8 protein-coding genes, 4 tRNA genes and 1 pseudogene are annotated in these 21,586 nt (G+C 69.1%); 8 read left to right on the top strand and 5 right to left on the bottom strand.

Features of this window, described 5'->3' with window-relative positions; all coding sequences use genetic code 11:
* Window positions 1-12: 12 nt before the first annotated feature.
* Window positions 13-1,464: an FGGY family carbohydrate kinase gene (locus tag AB0I54_RS07650; RefSeq protein ID WP_363295004.1), complete on the bottom strand. Its 1,452-nt coding sequence runs from the start codon at window positions 1,462-1,464 to the stop codon at window positions 13-15.
* 147 nt (window positions 1,465-1,611) lie between these two features.
* Window positions 1,612-1,917, bottom strand: coding sequence for a YtxH domain-containing protein (locus AB0I54_RS07645; RefSeq protein WP_263208446.1), 306 nt, complete (start codon window positions 1,915-1,917; stop codon window positions 1,612-1,614).
* A gap of 156 nt (window positions 1,918-2,073) precedes the next feature.
* Between AB0I54_RS07645 and AB0I54_RS07640 the strand changes: the two genes are divergently transcribed.
* The 5 genes from AB0I54_RS07640 to AB0I54_RS07620 all read left to right on the top strand — a co-directional run bounded on the left by AB0I54_RS07640 (window position 2,074) and on the right by AB0I54_RS07620 (window position 3,402).
* Window positions 2,074-2,146: transfer RNA gene (locus tag AB0I54_RS07640), tRNA-Asn, on the top strand.
* 5 nt (window positions 2,147-2,151) lie between these two features.
* Window positions 2,152-2,224: transfer RNA gene (locus AB0I54_RS07635), tRNA-Asn, on the top strand.
* A gap of 168 nt (window positions 2,225-2,392) precedes the next feature.
* A tRNA-Ile gene (locus tag AB0I54_RS07630) sits at window positions 2,393-2,466 on the top strand.
* Between the two features lie 298 nt (window positions 2,467-2,764).
* On the top strand, window positions 2,765-2,998 hold the full coding sequence (locus AB0I54_RS07625) for a type II toxin-antitoxin system VapB family antitoxin (protein WP_363295003.1): 234 nt from the start codon (window positions 2,765-2,767) through the stop codon (window positions 2,996-2,998).
* Window positions 2,995-3,402, top strand: coding sequence for a PIN domain nuclease (locus tag AB0I54_RS07620; RefSeq protein WP_363295002.1), 408 nt, complete (start codon window positions 2,995-2,997; stop codon window positions 3,400-3,402). Before AB0I54_RS07625 ends, AB0I54_RS07620 begins: the two co-directional genes overlap by 4 nt.
* 117 nt (window positions 3,403-3,519) lie before the next feature.
* On the opposite strand, the gene AB0I54_RS07615 is transcribed toward AB0I54_RS07620, so the two are convergent.
* Window positions 3,520-5,937: a helicase C-terminal domain-containing protein gene (locus AB0I54_RS07615; protein WP_363295001.1), complete on the bottom strand. Its 2,418-nt coding sequence runs from the start codon at window positions 5,935-5,937 to the stop codon at window positions 3,520-3,522.
* A gap of 368 nt (window positions 5,938-6,305) precedes the next feature.
* Here AB0I54_RS07615 and AB0I54_RS07610 point away from each other — a divergent pair.
* Window positions 6,306-6,377, top strand: a tRNA-Ile gene (locus AB0I54_RS07610).
* A 422-nt stretch (window positions 6,378-6,799) separates the two neighbouring features.
* Here the strand turns inward: AB0I54_RS07610 and AB0I54_RS07605 are convergent.
* Window positions 6,800-10,720: a LamG domain-containing protein gene (locus AB0I54_RS07605; RefSeq protein ID WP_363295000.1), complete on the bottom strand. Its 3,921-nt coding sequence runs from the start codon at window positions 10,718-10,720 to the stop codon at window positions 6,800-6,802.
* 333 nt (window positions 10,721-11,053) lie between these two features.
* Here AB0I54_RS07605 and AB0I54_RS07600 point away from each other — a divergent pair, with 333 nt between their 5' ends.
* Window positions 11,054-19,660: a ricin-type beta-trefoil lectin domain protein gene (locus tag AB0I54_RS07600; protein WP_363294999.1), complete on the top strand. Its 8,607-nt coding sequence runs from the start codon at window positions 11,054-11,056 to the stop codon at window positions 19,658-19,660.
* 65 nt (window positions 19,661-19,725) lie between these two features.
* Entirely contained in the window at window positions 19,726-20,310 is a 585-nt protein-coding gene (locus AB0I54_RS07595) for a suppressor of fused domain protein (protein ID WP_363294998.1), read from the top strand.
* 108 nt (window positions 20,311-20,418) lie between these two features.
* On the opposite strand, the pseudogene AB0I54_RS07590 reads toward AB0I54_RS07595, so the two are convergent.
* Window positions 20,419-21,439: pseudogene (locus AB0I54_RS07590) on the bottom strand (tyrosine-type recombinase/integrase); the annotation flags it as partial.
* Window positions 21,440-21,586 lie beyond the last annotated feature (147 nt).

Here is a 21,586-nt window from a genome sequence, read left to right as displayed (position 1 = left end):
CCTTTGCGGACCTTACGACCGAAACGCCCCGGGATGGGTCTGCTCGCGCACCGACATGAACTGCTGCCGCACCGCCTGTCCCACCGCCAGCTGGTCACCGGGGTCCAGGACCTGCGCCGCCGCGCCCTGCCAGGCCGGCGGGGTGCGCGGATCGAGCGCGCCCTGGGAGACGCCGAGCGCCCAGGCCGCCTGGCGGGCGGCGCCGATCGCCGCGTAGTCGGCGGGCTGTGGTACGACGACCTGCGCACCGAACAGCGAGGGTGCGGCGGACTGCACCGCTGCCAGCTCGGCGGCCTGCCCCAGCAGGAAGACCCGCCGCACGTCGACGCCTCGCCCGCGCAGCACGTCGAGCGCGTCCGCGAGCCCGCAGAGCATGCCCTCGAAGGCGGCCCGCGCCAGGTGCTCGGGCCTCATGGACTCGCGTCTGAGGCCCGCCAGGGTGCCCGCCGTGTGCGGCAGGTTCGGCGTCCGCTCGCCCTCCAGATAGGGCAGCAGGACCAGTCCGTGGGACCCGGGCGTGGACTTCATCGCCAGGTCGGACAGGCTCTCCAGGTCGGGCACCCCGAGGAGTTCGGCGGTGCCGCGCAGGGTCCGCACGGCGTTCAGCGTGGTCACCACCGGCAGGTGCATGCCGGTCGCGTCGGCCAGCGAGGTGATCATGCCGGTCTGGTCGACGAGGGCCTCGGGGTGCACCGCCATCACGGACCCGGAGGCGCCGAGCGACACCACCGCGTCGCCGAGCCCGAGGCCGAGCCCGAACGCGGCGGCCATCGTCTCGCCGGTCCCGGCGGAGATCAGCAGCCCCTCCGGGGTCGTACCGGCCGCGTCGGAGGGACCGATCACCTCCGGCAGCATGGCCTGGTGACCGAGCGCCAGCTCGACCAGTTCGGGCCGGTAGCCACCGATGGCCGCCGACCAGTACCCGGTGCCGGAGGCCCCGCCGCGGTCGGTGGTCCTTCGCACCGGCCGCCCGAGCAGCTGCCAGACGAGCCAGTCGTGCGCCTGGAGCAGGATCGCCGTCCGCCGGGCGTTCTCGGGCTCGCTCTTGGCGAGCCAGCGCAGCTTGGTCACCGACTGCGCCGCCTGCGGCACCGAGCCCACCGCCTGCGCCCACGCCTCGCGGCCGCCGAGCGCGTCGACCAGGTCGGCCGCCGCGACCTGCGCCCGCTTGTCGCCGCCGACCATGGCGGGCCGCACGGTGTTGCCCTGCGCGTCCAGCGGTACGAGTGCGTTCTGCTGGGCGGAGACCCCGATGGCCTGCACACCCTCCAGGAGCCCGCCGCCGGCGGCCTCGCCGAGGGAGAGCAGCCAGGCCTGCGGATCGATGTCGGAGGGCCGGCCGCTCTCGGGGTTGTCCACCGGGTGCGGCGCATAGCCCTGCCGCAGCACGGCTCCGGTGTCCGTGTCGCAGACGACGATGCGAGTGAAATCGGGCGAGCTGTCCAACCCGGCGACTATCCCCATGGGAAAATTCTGCCGTACCGCGGCGCCGGGTTTGGCCGCTGGGCGCCGTTGGGGTGACGTCGTATCGCGGGTGCGGGCCGTCCCGGGCCGGTCGCGCGGTTCCCGGCGCCCGTGGTGGGTGGCGCCGAACGGGGTCGAGAAGTCCCGCTACGTGTTGCTCGTGCCCCAGTCGTCCGTGCCTGCGCCGTTCGGGTGGTGGGCCCGCATGGCGCGCATGCGCTGGGTCACCGCGTCGGGTACGTGATCGCTGACCTTCTCGCCCACCGCGTGAGCCGCCCGGCCCGCCAGGACCCGCCCCTGCTGGGCGGCCGACTCCGCGGTGTTGCGGACCGCCGGGTTCTGCGCGACCTGCCGTGCGGACTTCTTCAGCTGCTCGTAGCGCTCGCGCCCGGCCCTCGTGCCGAGGACGTAACCCAGGGCGAGTCCGGCGATGAACGTGAGCCGGTAGCGCATGGCGGCCACCCTTCCCTTGCGTAGGTCTGCGGTGCGGCGTTGGCGCGGGGGAACCGATTGGCGGAGCACCCCCCTGCTTGCGCTAATGTATGTGTCGCAGCGAGCGGGCGCCCCCTGGCGAATACCCAGGTAGGTACGTTCGATGCAACGAGGCATTCCTCCGTAGCTCAATTGGCAGAGCAGCCGGCTGTTAACCGGCAGGTTACTGGTTCGAGTCCAGTCGGGGGAGCTCGGTCCTCCGTAGCTCAATTGGCAGAGCAGCCGGCTGTTAACCGGCAGGTTACTGGTTCGAGTCCAGTCGGGGGAGCATGCTGAACGAGGACCCCGCCGGGGTCCTTTTTCATGTCCGAGGGAACCACCCGGCCCGGTGCGGAGTCCTCAAGGTCATGTGAAGCCGACCATGCGAAGCAGGAGATCGTATGAGCGGCTATGCTGCGGCAGACGGCGCGCACACATGTACGCGACACGCCGCTATGGGGCGGTAGCTCAGCCGGTTAGAGCAGCGGACTCATAATCCGTCGGCCGTGGGTTCGAGTCCCACCCGCCCCACTGGGCGTTACACGCGCAGAAGCGTTTCTACCTGCATAAGCGTGAGAACGAGGGTCGCCACTCCAGGGTGGCGACCCTCGTTCATTCGATCAGACCAAGATCCAGTGGACACGTAGTGGACGCGGTGCGGGCGACATGTGAGTCATGACCGAAATTTGCCGCATCAGCCAGTCGGGCGTGGCGTCAATGGTGTCGTCCTGCTTTGACGGTGGTACTGCCCGTCGAGCATGTCGCGCCGGGCTGATGTTGGTGATGTATCATTCTTTTGTACATCAGGTACTTCAGGGTGGTGGCGGAGATGTCTGTAACGCAGATCGACCTGGACGATGACGCACTCGCCGAGGCGATGCGTCTCATGGGCTCCACTACGAAGAAGGACACAGTCAACGCGGCTCTCCGGGACTACGTGGCGCGCATCAAGCGGCTTGAGGCGGCCGAGAAGCTGGCTGCGCGCGGCGAGCGGGGTGAGTTCGAGGCTGCGGCGGCCGCGCATGACGCCGCCAAGCGCGCACGGCAGGCAGCCTTCGAGTGATCACGTATCTGCTCGACACCTCTGCCCTGTGGCATCTGTTCCGTACTCCCGGAGCAATCCGCCCGTGGGAAGGGCACATCGCCGCCGGCGTGTTCCATATCTGTGAGCCCACGAGGACGGAGTTCCTCTACTCCGCCACCGGCCCGGCTCACCGCGACGAGCTTGCCGAGGAGTTGGATGCGCTGTGCCGGCTCTCGCCCGTGCCGAAGAACGCATGGCGCTGGGTGGACACCGCGCAGTACAAGCTCACGCAGCGGGGGCAGCACCGCTCCGCGGGGGCCATCGATCTCCTGGTGTGCGCCACTGCGGTACACCGCGGTCACACGGTGCTCCATGTGGACAACGACTTCACCACCGTGGCGGCGGTCCTGAAGGAAGTGCAGCAGCGGGACGCACGCGCCTGACGTCGGCGACGCTGCGACAGGGCCCCACAGGCCACCAGCAGCGCGAGATCGTGCTCCTGCTGGCAATCCTTCGGGATGTGTACGGCGCCTCGCGCAACCTGGCCCGCCGCCCCGGCGCTACGCCGGGGGCATCACGCCGTGGATCCGTGACAGTGTGAACACCCGCTCCGCGTTGCGTAGATGACACCACCCGTACAGATACGGGGGGTCGAGCTCGAGGCCGCTGATGGTGCGGATCGTGCGGCTGCCCGTGGTGGCGACGTAGTCGATGGTGACCGCCGTGCCGTCGTCGACGGCGTGGGCGAGTTGACGGACATCTGCGTGGGGGAGCTGGGTCGCGTATCCGGCGATGATTTCTTCGGTATCGGTGGCTAAGGGGACGCCGTTGTGCGGGTCGGGGCCGGGACGGGCGAGCGGGGCGTCCGCGAGTCGGGCGGCCAGCGCGGTCAGCTCGGCCTGCTCCGGGGCAGCGGTCGTACGGGACCGGACACCGGGCCCGCCGACCGCTCTGCGCGGAGGCGGTACCGGCGTGGTCACCCGGTGGCTGCGGGGCCGTTCGATCCGCACGGCTCCGTCGGCTGTTTCTGCGACCGGCGCGTATCCCTCGGTCCGCAGTGCGGCGAGGGTTTTCTCCAGCGGGGTGCGGCTGACGAGGACGGTCGGGGCGAGGTGCCGGAGGCCCAACTTGGAGAGTTTGCGGTGGGCGGCGATCTCGGTGAGGAGGGCGGGTTCCTCGCCGTGGACGACGCAGGCGGCCGAGGCGATGCGGATCCGCCCATGGCTGCGCGCCGTGTCCATGATCAGGTACGACAGAGGCTGGGGCAGCGGGTTGACGGCGGCGGCAGCCAAGTCGGCCTCGATGCAGTCCGGGCCACGGCCGGCGTCCAGGGCGCGGCGGACGCTCGCCGGGCTGAACCGCCATACCGAGGCCGTGCCGCTGGTCTCCCGATCGGCGACCGAGTCCAGCAGCGTGACCAGCCGCGCGGCCGGTGTGCCGGTGACGACGGCGGTCAGGTCGCCGCCGAAGCGGGCCGTCGCGGTGGCGGCGGGAAGCAGGCGATGGCAGGCGGCGGCCAGTCCCTCGGTGCTGTCGGCCGGCAGAGCGGCGCCGATCGAGGACAGGGTGCCGCGTGCCAGGACACCGAGCAGTTCCGCCTCCCGGATCACGGTGGCGAACGGCGTCGCGTCCTGCGGCAGCACCTCGGCGAGCGGCCGTGACCAGTGGGTAAGAGGACCCAGTTCGGCCGCGTTCTTCGCGCCCTGCCCGGCCGGGAGCCGGGAAGCGGCGGTAAGCAGCCCCTGCCGGGCCTGGAGGCAGCCGATGCAGGACGGGGTCCCGGCCAGGGCGGGCAGCGCCTTGTCGTCCTCGTCACGGGCCTGCGAGGGGGTGAGCCCAAGTACCCACCAAGCGTGCAGCAATACCGGGAGCCGTTCTGCGGGCTCCGACTCGGCCCAGGTGTCGTAGGCGTCCGTCGTCGCTACCCGGTCACCGTCACGGGCCATGAGACCGGCCTCGTACGCCGTCTCAAGGGTGAGGCGTACGACGGCCTCCTCGCAGCGTGCCGCCTTGCCGATCCTGGCCAGTTCGCGCGTACCGACGCCGCCGGACTTCAGCCGGGCGGGTGGAGTCGTCGCGCACACCGACAGGACCGAGGCGGCGTGGGCGGCGAACGCCGTGGCCGCGGCGGACGCCTCACTGTCGACCTCTGCCGGGCTGACGGGCACCAGCAGTGTGACGGGCGGCGCGGGGTCGAACGGAGCGTGCCAGCCTGGCCCGCGCAGCGCGAGCGCCACCTCGGCGGGCAACCGTACGGGGCCGTAGCTGTGTCGACCCTGGACCAGCAGTCCCCGCTCCAGCGCCCAGCGCGCACCGGGTTCGGGGGCGGACTGGCCCCCGAAGGTGATGAATGCCTGCGGTCGGTATGCGGGGTCCGCCCGGCGTTCCAGCAGTTTCCGGGCGTCGGTCGGCGCATGTGCGACCACCGCGGCGACACGTGCCGGGTCGCTGTGGTGCTCCACGAGCGTCGCGAGACGCTGGGGTTTGGTGCCGGGAGGCCGCACGCCCAGAGCCGTGAGCATGCGGCGCAACTCGTCGGAGGTCGTGTCCTTCAACAGCGTCGCCAGCGGCTGGTCCAGCCCGAGCGGCGTGTCCCACGCCTGCCGCAGGGGCGCGGCCATGCGCAGTGTTCCCTCGCTGTCCGGCCAGACCAGCGCATGCGTGGACAGCGTCTGGAGCGCCGCTTCCAGGCCGCGTGCGGCCTCGTCCTCCGTCGCGTCCAGCAGGTTCGCCAGGACGTCCCGAGAGGCCGACGCGCTCAGCGCCGCCAGTGCTTCGGCTGCCTGCAGGGCGGGCAGCGCGAGCCGGGGCAGCGCGAGGGCGACCGAGCCCGGGCGTTGCAGGCGTTCGGCCAGTTCGCTCACCGAGCGGAGCTCCGGCGGGGCCACCGCGTCCGGCCGTGCCGCGAGTACCTGCTTCAGGTGTTCGGCGTCGAGGAGGTGTAGCCACCCTGCGAGGGTCGACTTACCGGACTTCACTGATCAGTGCACCTCGTTGAGGGAAACGCCACGCTTCGCGCCGGCAGGCCGGGCAACACGTGGTGTGCCGTACGGCCTCCAAGCATGGCGCATCCGGCGGGTGCCGTATGCGCCGTCGCCAGAGATTCGTGGACGGGGCCGCACTGGTTCTCCCCCACGAAGTCGCCGCCGTGTGACAGTTGGAGGGGCCGGAGGGGGACCCTTCTCCGAAGGGCCAGATGGACCGTAGCTGTGCGGAGGGCCGCACGGTGGGCCCGTAGTGGACACGCAGTGGACGGAAGGATCGGCAACGATCAGGAGGACCGCAGCGGGAAGCGGCGGTCGTCACCCCTTTGACCTGAACAAACAGGAAGATCAGGGAAGGAATCGGGGCGGGAGCGAAACACCTGCAAGGACTCATAATCCGTCGGCCGTGGGTTCGAGTCCCACCCGCCCCACCAGTAACGTGCCCTGACCTGCGGAAACGTTCCTCGTCGTGTGCTGGAGCATCAACTCCGGCCCAGCGGACCGAATCCGCTGCTCGAGTTCAACGGCACCTCCACTCACGGTGGGTCGACACCAGGCTGACCTGCGTGAATACGTTGGATCACGGTGAGCGAGCGGCACTCGCGGCCTCAACGAGGAGCCGAAGGCGCCATTGGGGACGCTGTGAGGACGCAGGTCTGGCGAGGAGCTGCCTGCGAGGCCAGCTCGGCAGATCCGGCTGCCGGGGCGACGGTGCTGCGACCTGGGACAGGGTTGCTGGGGAATCTGGATCACCTCCGCTCGAGCGGAGTCCGGCCGCAGCGGATGTCCTGGCGTGACGCGCGGGCCCGCCCCGGTCAAGCCGGGACGGGCCCTGGGCGAGCGCCGACCGTGGTGCTCAGTCGAGCTGGACGACCTTGGGGTTGTCACCGGTGGTCGCTGCGTCGGCGGGGGGCAGGGCGGTGGGATAGACGCGGATGTTGCTGATCGCCGCGTTGGCGTACTCGCCGTAGGTGCCAGAGGAGAGCTTGCGGCCGATCTGGACGGGGCCGGTGGCGTTCCAGGGGGTGTAGGTCCAGTCCCTGGTGGCGGTGAGCTTGCCGTTGACGTACAGGCGGAGCTCCTTGGCGTTGGCGTCGTAGACGCCCACCAGGTGGGTCCACTGACCGGTAGTGGCCTTGCTGCCGTAGGCGGCTCGCCACACGGCGCCAGAGGCGTCGGTGCTGTGCCGGCCGAACGCCCAGGCTTGGGCGCCGGAGGAGTAGTACAGCTGGAAGCCGTTGTTGGTGGTGCCGTTCTGGGAGAGGAAGGTGCTGTTGGCGGTCGTTGAGTTGAGCTTGACCCAGGCGGAGACGGTGAAGCTCTTGGAGGTGTCCACGGCCGGGCCGGTCGTGGCGGCGTACCCGGTGGTGCCGTTCAGGGTCACGGCGTTTCCGCGGGTGGTGTCGGTGGTCCAGGAGTAGCCGCCGGACAGAGTGGCGTTCAGTGTGCCGGTGCTGTCGGCAGTGGCGGTACCGCTGCCTTCGGTGAGCTTCCACCAGTGGGTGGCGGTGTCGGTGACCGAGCCCAGCGAGACCGGCGGGGCGAAGCCGTAGGTGGGCGGGGAGGTCAGGACCGGGCTCTGGCGGTAGTTGTATTCGACGAGCTGGCCGAACGGGCCGACGGCGTACAGGTCGGGGTTGCCGTCCGGGGCGCCGGGATTGGTGTCGCCGGTCTGGACCGGGCTGTTGACGTCGCCCGGGGAGGCGACCATGGGGTAGAGGGCCGGCGACAGGGTGAGCCCGAGGCTGGTGTGCGTGCCCGGGTGGAGGAGGGTCGGGACCAGGGTGGTCGGGTCGATGGTGATCGGGTAGCTGTACAACTGTCCGGTGGCGTTGTCGCGGGACCACAGGACCGGCTTGTTGTTGAAGGTGCCCGCGGCGATGAGGGTCTGGGTCGTCCAGTCGCCGTCGCCGAGCAGGATCGGGTTTTTCAGGTGGTAGCCGCCGTCGGACTGGTAGATCCAGAGCTCCTTGTTCTCGACGGTGATGACGGCGGGGTAGTCGTTCGTGTTGCCGAAGACGTTGCCCGGTGCGATGAGCTGGCTGACGTTCCAGTTCTTGCTGTCGTAGTCGGTGCTGCGGCAGCGGGTGTCGTCCGCGACGACGTCAGGCAGTGCGCAGGTGTCCTTGACGACGAGGTCGAACCGCTTGCCTGCGAAGCCGCCGAAGGTGGACCAGGGCGATGCCGGGAAGGACGCGTCGTCGATGGGGTCCAGGTCGTTCTTGACGATGTAGAGGTTCTTGCTGGTCTTGTTGTACGCCCACAGGTCGTCGCCGTTCGCTCCGTGCAGGTTGCCGCGGTGGGCGATGACGTAGTTGTTCCAGCCGGTGCCGTCGGGGGAGTCCTCCTTGGTGGACACGGTGACCGGGCCCGTGACGGCCGGCGGGGTGCCGGAGACGGGGTCGCTGTGGACCGGGGCGGTGGCCTGGGCGGGGTCCTGGTTGCCGGGGACGAGGTCGAGGTCGCCGGTCTTGGTGGTGGCGAGCAGGTCGGGCACGCCGTCGCCGGAGATGTCACCCGGCTTGATCTTGGTCGCCGGATCCCACGGCACCGTGAAGGTGTAGCCGGCGGGACTGGTGGAGATGTTCCCGGCCTTGTCGACGCCGGCGACGTAGAGGGTGTGCACGCCCCAGTCACGGATCGGGACGGGGATGGTGGCGGTCGAGCGGCCCTGGCTGTCGGTGCCGGAGACCGCGGCGGTCTGGCCGTCGGCGGCGGTGGGCGGCGAGTCGAGCTGCCACATGAAGGACCCCATGCCGCTGGACTTGCAGGCGCCTGGGTCGCAGGTGTCGTCGCTGGAGGGGGCGTCGGTGCCCGCCACGGTGAAGTCGGTGGTCTTGCCCGGGCCCGCGTAGACGGGGTCGCCCTCACGCGCGGTTCCGACCTGCGGGAAGGCGGGGTTGCCGGAGATGTCCGGGGTGGGCGGCGCGGTGAAGTCGGTGTTGAACCAGCAGTGGTCGGACTTGCCCGAGGTCAGGTTCTGGTCGGGCGAGTCGTCCTCGGCGTAGACGTCCCAGCCGTACTGGTGGCCGTCCTTCAGAGTGGCGCCGATCTGCATCGCCGCGTCTGTGCCGGAGGCCAGCCACCCGCTGTCCGGGGTCGAGACGGAGGCGCCGTTGCCGTCGCCGTCGGGGTCGACCGTGCGGTCCCAGACGTAGTAGTGCGCCCTGACGTTCTCGCCGGAGATCTGGGAGGTGACGGTGGAGTGCAGGGTGATGTCGCTGCCGGCGTCCGAGTAGGTGGTGGCGCCGATCCAGCCCACGCCGCTGGTGGTGCAGGCGGCCGAGGCGCCGGTGGCCGGCGGGGTGGTGTGCAGGTTGCTCGGTATGCCCGGTGGGATGTCGAACTTGGTGGTGAGGGTCAGCGTGGTCGACATGCGCAGGTAGTCGTCGTTGCCTGAGGTCTGCGACTCGTTGCCGTACAGGCCGATGGTCCAGGTGTTGGTGCCGTCACCGAAGGTGCCGTTCGCGTCGTAGCCGTTGCCGTCCTGGTCGGCGATCTTCTGTGCCTGGTCCTTGACGTGGAAGGTGGCGGTGCTGTTGCTGCAGGAGCTGCCGGAGTTGGCGCCGCTGGGCACGGTGTCCGTCACCGGCGGGAAGGCGGTGTCGTGGACGCCGGGCCGGGACAGCCAGTCGGTGCTGGAGCTGATCGCGTTGGTGGTGTGGAGGGTGAGCGGCTGGTTCTGGCTGCAGTTGTAGCTCGCCGCGAAGGTGGTGGAGATCTTCACGTAGGCGTCGTAGACGACGAACGAGGAGTGCAGTCCGCTGGTGTTGATCGCCCAGTAGGAGCGTTCCAGGCCGACGCCGCAGGCGCCGCCCCACCGTTGGTAGCCCACGCCCTGGCCGTTGGTCTGCGCCTTGTCGTACTGCGGTGAGTTGTCGCAGGCCGAGCTGGAGTAGACCTCGGTGTAGTGGCCGGCGGTGGAGGAGACCGGGTTGGTGTATGGGTCGATGTACACCGGATAGGTGGTGTCCGAGTCGGTGAGCATGCCCGCGTCCGGGGTCAGCGTCACGGCCTTGCTCGTGGCGGTCATGGCGACCGGCTCGGTGTCGGCTCCGGGGCCCGGGCCGTCCACGGAGGAGGCCGTGCCGGCGGCCGGACCGTCGGTCTTCGGGGGTGTGGTGCCGGAGTCCCACATCACCGGCTGCGGGCTGGTGTAGGCCAGATCGCCGTCGGCCGCGGTGGCGGTCATGGTGTCGCCGTCAGCGGTGGACAGAGAGAGGCCGTGCGTGTCGGCGGCGAGCGTGAGCTTCTTCAGCTGAGGGTTCGCCGCCGCGTCCGCGTCGTGCACGACCAGGACGTCGCTGAAGCCGCCCTGGTCGGTGACGGACACCGACAGATCGACGCCGGGCAGCACCGATGGGTACACCGCGGTGTCGCCGCTGACGTCCGGCTTCGGCAGCGTGAACGGCAGGGTCAGAGCCATGCTTGGGCCGTCGGCGTGGGTGAGGGTGACCAGCGGGCCGTCGCCGCCACCGGAGAGAGTGACCCCGTTCGGGGTGGATTTCGGCGCGTAGCCGCCATGGCCGTCGGAGACCAGGGTGGCGTCCAGCGGGGTCCACTCGCCGTCCTTGAACACCCGGGTCGGCAGCACGCTGGTGGTGTTGGTGAAGGTGCCGTCCGGCAGCGCCTCGGTGGTGGAGACCTCCGTGGTCAGCGCGTCCACCGGGACGGACTTACCGGTGGACTCGGCCTGCGCCTGGGCTGCTAGGAGCGGATCGCTCGGGGTGGCACTGAAGTCGTCGGCCACGGCGGGCAGTGCCGGAAGAACCGTCAACAGGCCGACAGCGGCGGCGAATAGGGCCAGTCTCCGCCCCGGAGCGGCGCGTCTGTGGCCGGTGCGTATCGGTGGTCTGGGCACGTGGGCGGGCTTCCTTCGGGTCGCGGGCAGCGGGGTGGGGGAAGCCCGGTTGCCACAGAGATCTGAGAAGTGATCAATTTCGGCACAGAACCTACACAGCATCTGTCATGGACACGCATGGTCTTCCTCTGGAAATTGCAAAGCGTCTTGAGTAGTGATCACGGCCCTACCTAGCCTCCGGTCGATCACTCACCTGTGATCTGACTGTGTGACGGCCCCTCAAGTGGGCTGTTCTGTGGGGGGTTACACGTGAATGGCAGACGGCGCTGGTTCGCGGGAACGTGGCACCGGAGATTCTTCGGCGTACTCGGGCTGTGGACCATTCCGGTCGCTCTGCTCGCGCTGCTGCTGCCGGTGGCGATCGCCTCGGGCTTCGGCATGCCAGGCTTCCTCGCCGGCCACGACGGCGGTGACGGCTTCGGTCACCACGGTGGCTTCAGGTTCGACGGCGAGGTGTGGCGCCCCAAGAAACTGCCCGCCGCCAAGGCCGTAGGGGCGCACCTCCTGCAGCCGAAGACGCAACGGCACCCCAAGGGCTACAAGCCGCTGGGCACGTACCGGGCGACGACGGCCCGGTGGCCCAAGGCCGGCACCGCCGTCGTCGACCTCAGCCCGCAGAACAAGTCCAAGCCGGTCAAGGCGGGTTCACTGCCTGTCTGGGTGGCGCCCGCCGGCACCAGTCACGGCGTCGACGCCGTGCGAGTGCAGGCCGCGTCCCACACCCAGACGCTGCGCACCGGCGCCAACGGCATGCTCCTGGGCATCACCCCCTCCAGCACGACGTCCGCCCACGGCCGGGTCAAGGTGGTCATCGACTACTCGGCGATCGCCCGCGCTTACGGCGGCGGTTACGGCTCCCGCCTGCGGTTGGTTCAGCTGCCCGGATGCGCGCTGACCACCCCGCAGAAGGCGGAGTGCCAGAAGGCCACCCCGCTGAAGTTCACCAACCGTGCCTCCGCCGAGCAACTGACGGCGACCGTCACCATGAGATCCGCCTCCGTCGATGACGCGTCCGACTCCAAGTCGACTGATGGCATGGCCAGTTCCAAGCCGACCGCGAGCGCCTCCCCGTCCCAGTCCCCGAACGCCGCCGCCACGCCGACCCCGAGTGTGCAGTCTCCCGAGCCGGCCCGGAGCAGCGGATCCCCGAAGCCGTCCGAGAGCGCGAACGGGCCGGAGGCGATGTCGGCCCGCACCGCGCCGCTGAGCGCGACCGCTGCCGCCGGCACCACGGCGCTCGCCGTGACCTCGGGCACCTCGGGCTCCCAAGGCGACTACGGGGCAACGGAGTTGTCGGCCGCCGGCACCTGGCAGGCCTCCGCAACCGGCTCCTTCACCTACTCCTACCCGATCTCGGTGCCGGCCGGGATCGGTGGCAACGCGCCGTCCGTCGGCCTGAGTTACGACTCGCAGACCGTCGACGGCGAGACCACCGCCCGCAACTCCCAGACCTCGTGGGTCGGAGACGGCTGGACCTATCAGGTCGGTTCCGTGGAACGGGCCTACCGCAGGTGCGGCTCCCTCCTCGATGCCAACGACAACAAGATCCTCAAGGGCTCCGGCGACGAGTGCTGGGGCGGGGACAACGCCACGCTGTCCTTCGGCTCGCACTCCGGCGTGCTGGTGCCCGACGGGGTGGACTCGAACGTGCCCGGGGAGATCAGGCAGTGGCGGCTGCAGGGTGACGACGGCACCCTCGTGCAGGAGCTGTCCGGCGCCGACAACGGCCTGCACGACGGTGTCTACTACCGGGTCCTGACCACGGACGGCACCGCCGCCTACTTCGGCGCCGACCACTCCCCGAGCGGTGCGGGCACCGGTGCCACCATGCCCGCGAACCCCGCCGACTCCTCCACGCACTCCGCCTGGGGCGTCCCCGTCCTGCACCCGCGCTCGACGGACCCCTGCCACGACGACACCAAGGGCAAGGCATCCCAGTGCGACAAGCCGGAGGGCTGGCGCTGGAACCTCGACTTCGTGGTGTCGCCGGCCGGATTCGTGCAGCGTTACGACTACACCACCGAATCCAATTACTACGACCTCGGCGGCGGCCAGACGGCGGCCACCGACGACCCCGACGACACCGGCACCCTCACCTCGTACACCCGGGGCGGCGCGCTGACGCTGATCTCGTACGGATACACGCTGGCGGACGAGCAGGCCGGGCGGACCCCGGCGGCCCAGGTGGACTTCGGCCTCGCCCAGCGGTGCCAGACGACCGACACGTTCACCGACTGCTCGGCGTCGAACCTGAAGGACAGCACCGCCACGCACTGGCCGGACGTGCCGTGGGACCTGCACTGCGACTCGACGGACAAGACCAAACTGCCGGACGGCGCCACGACCGTCCCCGACGACGTGTGCATCACGTCGGGACCCAGCTTCTGGACCACCACCAGGCTGGACTCCATCACCACCAAGGTCCATGTGAAGGCGACCGACCAGCTCACCGCGGTCGACTCCTACAAGCTGGGCCAGATCTACTCGGACGCAGGTGGCACCGTCGACCCGGTCACCGGCACCACGGTGGACCCCAAGGACGCCGGAATGCTGCAGGCCGTGATGTGGCTGCAGTCCATCAAGCACACCGGCAAGGACACCTACGACAACGGCAACAGCGACATCACGCTGAACCAGGTGTCGTTCACCGGCACCGAGATCGACAACCGGGTCAACGACGACTCCCCGTCCGCACCGCCGCTGTACCGGCCGCGCATCTCCAGCGTGCAGACCGAGACCGGCGAGTCGATCGCGGTCGAGTACAACCCGGCCCCGTGCGCGGGTAAGACCCTCTCGATCTCCCAGGCGGACGGCAACACCAACTCCTGCTATCCCGTCTACTGGACCGTCCCCGGCGCCTCCGAGCCGATCGCGGACTGGTTCAACAAGGTCACGGTCAACAGCGTGGCCGTCTCCGACCTGACGATCGCCGGGCAGTACCAGCCGGATGCCCAGAACAACCCGGCGGGCTCCGAGACCCAGATCTCCCGCTACAGCTACACCGGCCCGGCCTGGCACCGCGACGACTCGGCCCAGACCGACGACCAGTACCGCACCTGGGACCAGTTCCGCGGCTTCCGCACCGTCACCGTGCAGACCGGCCAGGCTCCGGAACCGGTCACCCAGCGGACCACCACCTATCTGCAGGGCATGGACGGCGACTACAAGGCCGACGGCAGCCGTCGCTCCGTCACCGTCGACGCCAAGGTCGGCGGCAACACCGTGCTGAGCGTCACCGACTCGGACCAGCTGTCCGGCACCGCGCTCCAGGACGCCACCTACACCCAGGCCGGCGGCACGGCCGACGCCGTCAACGTCAACGGCCCGTTCGCCTTCACCACCACCGCCTCCGCCAACCGGACACCCTGGACGGACTGGACCCAGGAGGACAACCCCGGCGAGACCGAGCCGGCCCTGTCCACCCTGCCCGACCTCACCGCCCACCGGATCAAGTCGAGCAGCTCCCTGAAGTACGTACTCCTGTCCAACGGGACCTGGCGGCACACCAAGACCGACACGGCGTACGACAGCCAGGGCCGCCTGTCCACCGTCAACGAGCACGGTGACGGCGTCGACCCGAACCAGGAGAAGTGCACCACCACGACCTACGCGGCGCCGGCGTCCGGCAATGCGATGACCCTCGGTTACCCGGACCAGGTCACCAGCGTCAACGGCCCGTGCGACACCGCGCCGAGCGCGAGCACGCTCCTGGCCGACAGGAAGTTCTACTACGACGGCGACGGCAGCCTCACCGACCTGGGCACCTTCGGGCAGCTCGACCAGACCGGCAGCACGGCGATCGGCCGGGTCACCGCCGTGCGCACGGCCACCGGCTACACCGGCACCACGGAGAACTGGCAGACCAGTTCGGCGATGAAGTACGACGGCGCCGGGCGCGTCACCGACACGCTGGACGTCACCGGGCAGAACACCCACACGGCCTTCACCCCGCCCTGGACCTCGGCAGGCGGCAACACCAACCCGACCGACATCACCACCACCAACTCCCAGAACTGGACGGTCACGTCCACCCTCGAACCGCTGCGCGGACTGCCTACCGAGAACGTCGACGCCAACGGCCGCAAGACCGACATGACCTACGATGCGCTCGGCAGGCGCACCGCGGTGTGGCTGCCCGGCCGGGACAAGGCGGCCGGCCAGAGCGCGGACCGCACCTTCGAGTACTCCATCAACCCCGGCGCCGTACCCGCGCCCGGAGACACGATCACCCAGCCCGGCGCACCGACGTCGGTCACCTCGAAGACACTGCGCGAGGACGGCACATACGCCACCTCGATCACGATCTACGACGGCATGCTGCAACCGCGGCAGACCCAGTCCACCGCGATGGGCGACTCCAACTCCGGCCGCGTCATCTCGGACACCTTCTACGACTCGCACGGCTGGCAGGTCGCGTCCTACGCGCCGTACTCCGAGCCGAACAACTTCCCCTCGACCACGCTCTACGCGGCGAACGAGAACCAGATCCCCTCGGAGACCACCACCACCTACGACGGCCAGGGCCGCCCCCTCAAGGGGACCCTCTGGCACCAGGCCGTCGAGCAGTGGCACACCTCCGTCAGCTACCCGGGAGCCGACGAGGTCGACAACACGGCACCCGTCGGCGGCCGTTCCACCGCCTCCTACACCAACGCCATCGGCCAGACCACCAGCACCGTGGTGAAGAACACCGGCTCCACGGTCACCCTGCCCGGCGGCTCGGTGATCCCCTCGGGAACCTCGCTGACCTCCAACAGCGTGCGTCTGACGATGCAGGCGGACGGCAACCTCGTGCTCTCCGCCCTGGCGACCGGCGCGACCATCTGGTCCTCCGGCACCGGCGGTCACCCCGGCGCCTGGGCCAAGTTCGGCACCGACGGCAACCTGGTCGTCTACAGCACGGCCGCGGCCCAGCTGTGGACCACCGGCCTGGCGGCCACCACCGGTTCCACCTTCCGGGTGCGCAACGACTCCACCGCGGTAGTCGTCTCCTCGGGCGGCTCCGTGCTGTGGAAGCAGGGCACCGCGAACGCCGTCCCGGCCGCCGACGCCACCACCCGCTACACCTACACCCCCGCGGGCCAGGTCGAGTCGATCAAGGACAACGCGGGCAACACCTGGTCGTACACCTACAACCTGCTCGGCCAGAAGCTGACCCAGACCGACCCCAACGCCGGCAGGACCACGTACGACAAGTACGACGTGGCCGGCAACCTGCTGCAGACCACCGACCCGCGCGGCCAGGCGCTGTCCTACACCTACGACTGGGACAACCGCCCCACCGCCGAGTACGCCGCCGCCTGGTCCGCCACCCCGGACCCGTCCAAGCTGGTGGCGTCCCATGTGTACGACACGCTGGAGAAGGGCTACGAGACCTCGGCCACCCGTTATGTCGGGGGCGCCTCGGGGTCCGTGTACACCCAGGCCGTCACCGGTTACAACACGGCCTACCAGCCGCTGGGAACCACACTGACGATCCCGGCCGCGGACGGCTTCGCCGCCGCCGGACAGAGCAGCGCGCCCACGAGCGGCACCGTCACCTACACCTCCACCGCCCGCTACACCCCGAACGTCGGGCTGCTCTCCACCGCGCACTACCAGGCGGACGGCAACCTCCCGGCCGAGGACATCGACTACGGCTACACCCAGCAGGGCAACCTCGACGGCATCGGCGGCTTCATCAACTCCGCCAACACGCCCGCCTACCTGGACACCGCCGTCCACGACGCGTTCGGCCGCGTGCTGCAGGCCAACTACGGCCCCACCGGCAAGGAACTGGCGACCTTCGCCCAGTACGACACCACCACCGGACGCGTCACCCAGACCAGCAGCATGGTGCAGACCTCGGCCACGGCCCTGGACGTCGTCAGCATGCGCTACAACCAGGCCGGCGAACTCACCGCGACCGACGACCTGCAGAACAACACCACGCACGACACCCAGTGCTTCACCTACGACTCCTTCCAGCGGCTGACCGCCGCCTGGACGGACACCGCGGGCATCACCGACCCCACGGCGGCCACGGTCGGCGCCGTCGGCGGCTGCACCACCGCGCGGGTACAGACCACCACCACGGCCCCTATCACGGCCGGCACCATCGGCGGTCCGGCCCCGTACTGGCAGACCTACACCTACGACCAGCTCGGCGACCGCACCGGCATGGTGGGCCACGACACCACCGGCAACGCGCTCAACGACACCACCCAGAGCATCGCCTACCCCGGCGTCAACGGCACGGCGAGCGCGACGCTGCCCGACCAGGCCGGGGCGGCCACCCTCACCAACCCGGCCGGTACCGCGACCATCACGTCGACGTACACCGACCCCGCCCACGGCAACGTGAACGCGGGCGACACCATGAGCCGGAAGGTGACGACCACCGGCCCGCTGTCCACCGCTTTCACGATCTCCGGCGGCGGGAAGCGGTGCGTCGACGACGCGGGCGGGTCGACCACCGCCGGCACAAAGGTGCAGATCTACACCTGCAACGGGTCCACCAGCCAGAAGTGGACGATCGGCACCGACGGCACGGTGAAGGTCCTCGGCATGTGCCTGGACACCTCCGCCAACGCGACCGCCTCGGGCACCCTCGTGGTGATCGACACCTGCAGCAGCACCACCGCCACCCAGAAATGGAAGGTCACCACCACCGGCACCCTGGTCAACACCGCCAACAGCGCGATGTGCCTGACCGACCCGGCAGCCTCCGCCACCAACGGCACCCAGCTGACCATCGCCACCTGCGGCGGCAGCGGCCAGACCTGGACCAACGCCGCGACCGGTGCCGTACCGGCCGGCCAGACCCAGACCTTCACCTACGACGCCGAGGGCCGCACCGCCACGGTCGCCACGACCTCCGGCACCCACACCAACACCAGCAAGTACCTGTACGACGCCAAGGGCGGTCTGCTGGAGCAGACCGCCGCGGTCGACGGCGTGGACAAGACCCGCATCCTCTACCTCTTCGGCGGCACCGAGCAGATCACCCTCAACGTCGCCGCCAAGACCTGGACCGGCCTGCGCAAGATCACCGGCCCGGACGGCACCACCGTGACCCGCTCCAGCAGCGGCACGGTCACCTACCAGGTCGCCAACGGCCAGGGCACCGCCCTGACCGCCGTCAACGCCGCCACGCTGGTCGCCACCCGCCGCTCCTTCGACCCCTGGGGCAACCCGCGCGGCACCAAGCCCAGTTCCTGGGTGTCACCCGACGAGAACCACGGCTTCCTCGGCCAGCCCGCCGATCCCGTCACCGGCCTCAACCTGCTCGGCGCCCGCAACTACGACCCCGTCATCGGCCGCTTCCTCACCCCCGACCCGCTCTTCCAGGCCGGTGACCCCAACCAGATGGGCGGCTACACCTACGCCGCCGACAACCCCGCCAGCAGCAGCGACCCCACGGGTTACGACGACTGGTACAACGACCCGTCGATGAACAAGTGCGTCATCGACTGCGATCCGGAGCCTTCCCCGTCACCGGCGCCCGCGGCCACCAGCACCTCCAGCGGCAGCGGCAACGGCAGCTCCACCCCGCAGCCCTCTCCCGGGGTCACGCCGCCCGCGACACCGCCCGACCCGAACGCCGGCGGCGACTCCATCTACAGCATCTTCTTGGATTTCGGTGTGGCGATCCGCTCCCTATCCGTCTGCGAGTTCTGGCTCACGGGAGGGGGAGCGGACCACGAGCAGGCCTGCAAGATAGCCGGCGGCGTCTACTCCGGAGGCATGGACAGTGGCGGCGTCGGAGCTCTCGAGCGCGGTGCCGTGGGCGAAGGTGATAGCGCGCTGGTCAACACGGCCAGAGCCGGAGCGGACGCCGACGCGGCGGCAGCAGCCGGCGCGAGCGCCAAGGCCGTCGACGAGGCCGCGACCGACGCGGCGGACCTGGCGGCGCTGAAGCGGGCGAACGCACAGGAGCATGCCTCGGAGGCGAGCGCGAAGGCGACCAGGCCGAGCAAGCCGGAAGCGGGTAACGCGGGCACGAAGCCCGCGGAATCGGCAGCCCGGTGCAGCTTCTCCCCTGACACGCCCGTCCTCATGGCCGGCGGCAAGACCAAGGCGATCGGCAAGATCAAGGTCGGCGACAAGGTCGAATCAGCCGATCAGAAGACCGGCAAGCACGCTGGTTCGCGCGCGGTCCAACACGTGTGGATCAACCACGACCACGACCTGCTCGACGTCACCATCCGCACCAAGGACGGCCGCAGCGCCACCATCCACACCACCGCCAACCACCCCTTCTGGGACGACACCACACACACCTGGGTCCCTGCCGGCAAACTCCACCCCGGCGACAGGCTCAACACTTCCACCGGCCACCACGCCCCTGTCGTCGTCACCCGGCCCACTCCCGGTACTGCCGATCGCTGGAACCTCACCGTCCAGCAACTCCACACGTACTATGTGCTGGCAGGCGGCACGCCGATATTGGTGCATAATACCGAAGGGGGTGGCGGTGAGAGATGTACGATCCCACTCTACCGATCTCCTGGAGTGGGAAATCAAGCGAGTGAAGCCAATGGTTTGAACCCTGCTAATCACAGCGGAAATCATGCGACTATTTACCTCTCCAACATGCCGGAGGGCGCGGCGCAGTATGCGGGGAATGGGCACGATCCCGGATTCCATGTATTCTATATGGATTCTGCATTCCTGGATTCGAATGCAGGAGGAACTATGGAAAAGACATTCGGAGATCTTGAATTCCCCCTTGAGAACAAGAATGGCCTCCAGGGTGTAACTGAGTTCAGGATTCCAGCGGGGCGGGCTGACGAGTTCAATTCATTTATTGATCATTCTCGAACCAAATGGGTGCCTTCCTATCAGGGGTGGTGGGATGAGGGTGATCTCGGCTAGCTCCATAGAAGGGATCGGAGCGGCTATCATTCGCCACACTGTCTATTCCTTGCGGAGCGTCTGAAGTGACTGGTCGTGACACCGCTGAGCGGCTTGCCCTGTACCTGGCGCACCTGCGTGCCGTGACGGGTGAAGACCCGATCATTGAGGAGGTCGAGCCGCGTGACCCGAGCGATGGCCGCGTTCTATCCCTCGGATACAGGGACGTGCCGGGCCCCGGTCTCCTGACTGGGATTACGTACGGGCTCTCGCTTTCAAGCCCCGGAGGCGGGGTGGCCAGTCGTCACGAAATGGTCATTACACTGCGAAGCCGGGATTTGTCTTGGGCTAGTGTTCCGGCTAGGGCTGTCGGTGCGCTGCGCGGACTTTCGCCGTTTGATCCTGGTCGCGCGATTGGCTATGCGCAGCGATTTGTCGAAGAGTCGGGGATGTCGAGCCTTCTCTTGGGAGATCCGGCGAGTACCCTGGGGCTCGTCCCGTTTAGCGTGGGCCCGGTCGAGTCGGGGGGCAAGGGTGAGGGTGTGGTGGACTTTGTGGGCGTCTATCCAATCTACTCATCCGAGCGAGAGTTTGTGAAGAAGAATGGATTTAAAGCATTCTGGGAACTCGAATGGGATCGATTTGATCCATTGCGTGAACCGATTGCTTGAGTGGGTGCGGTCTATTTGTTAGATTCCTGGAAGCTGTAGAGAAGGCCTCACCGGATGTAATTCCGGTGAGGCCTCTGGGGTGTCTGACGGCAGTAGTTGACGGCAACGTCAGCGGACGGGTGCTGCGCAAACCGGCGGATCGTCGCCGTCGTCGGGCTCGGGCGAGGTTGCCCAGCGCATGGTTGAGGAGGTCGATGGCCTGGCGCTGGAGGCGGAGTCGGACGTGGGCGTAGACCGTCGCGGTCACCCCGATGTGGGCATGTCCCAGCAACTCCTTGATGACGACGAGTTCGATGCCCTGCTCCAGAAGGAGCGTCGCCGTCGAGTGGCGGAGGTCGTGAAACCGGATCGGCCGCAGGTGGGCTTCGCGGAGCAGGGTGTTGAAGTGCCGGGTGAGCGTGGCGGGCTCGATCGGGTGCCCGTCCGGCCGCGTGAAGACGTGCCCGCTGACCTGCCGCACCGAGCCCGCCCGGTCCCGCTCCTGGGCCTGATGCTCGCGGTGTGCGCGAAGCGAGGTGACGCAGGAGGCCGGCAGTGCTATGCGGCGTTCGGAGCTGATGGTCTTGGTCGGCAGGGTGGTCAGGCCCCGGCTGGTGGTGCGTTGGAGGGTGCGGCGGATGGTGGCGGTGCCGCTGTCGAGGTCGAGGTCTTCCCAGCGCAGGCCGAGGAGTTCGCCCTTGCGCAGGCCGGTGCGTAGGGCGAGTTCGAACAGGGCGGCGTGTCGGTGGCCTTGGGTGGCGGCGAGGAACTGCCGCGCTTCGTGGGCGGTGAGTGGGTTGAAGCGGCGGGGGCGAGGGGTTCCGGTGCGGACGTTGCGAGCGACATTGCGAGGGATCTCCTCCTCACGCACGGCGTGCTCCAGCGCGGATTTGAGCACGGAGTGGATGTAGGCGAGCGTGACCGGGGAGAGGTGCTTGCGGCAGCACTTGCCGATCGCGCAGCAGCGCGGACGCCGGTTGGCCTGGGCCTGCGGGTCGCGTCCGGCGTCGATGCCGCGTGCGCAGCACTGGCAGACGGTCCGCAGTTCGTTGAGCCAGGTGCGGATGTCCTTGGCGGTGAGCTTGGCGAGCTTCTTCCTGCCCAGGCCCGGTACGAGGTACTGGTGCACGACGGCGGTGTAGCGGGTGTGGGCGGCGGCGGGCGGGGCCGCTGACCCGCCGCGCCGGGACGCTGGTCAGGGTTGTCGGATCCCAGCTGATGCTTGACGTTCCGGTCCCAGGTGATGCTTGACGGTGGGCCTAGACAACATACGGAGCCCCGTGGGGCTTGTTCGCTT

Source organism: Streptomyces sp. NPDC050625, from assembly GCF_040654755.1.
GTDB lineage: Bacteria > Actinomycetota > Actinomycetes > Streptomycetales > Streptomycetaceae > Streptomyces.
This window is presented reverse-complemented; position numbering and strand designations above follow the sequence as displayed.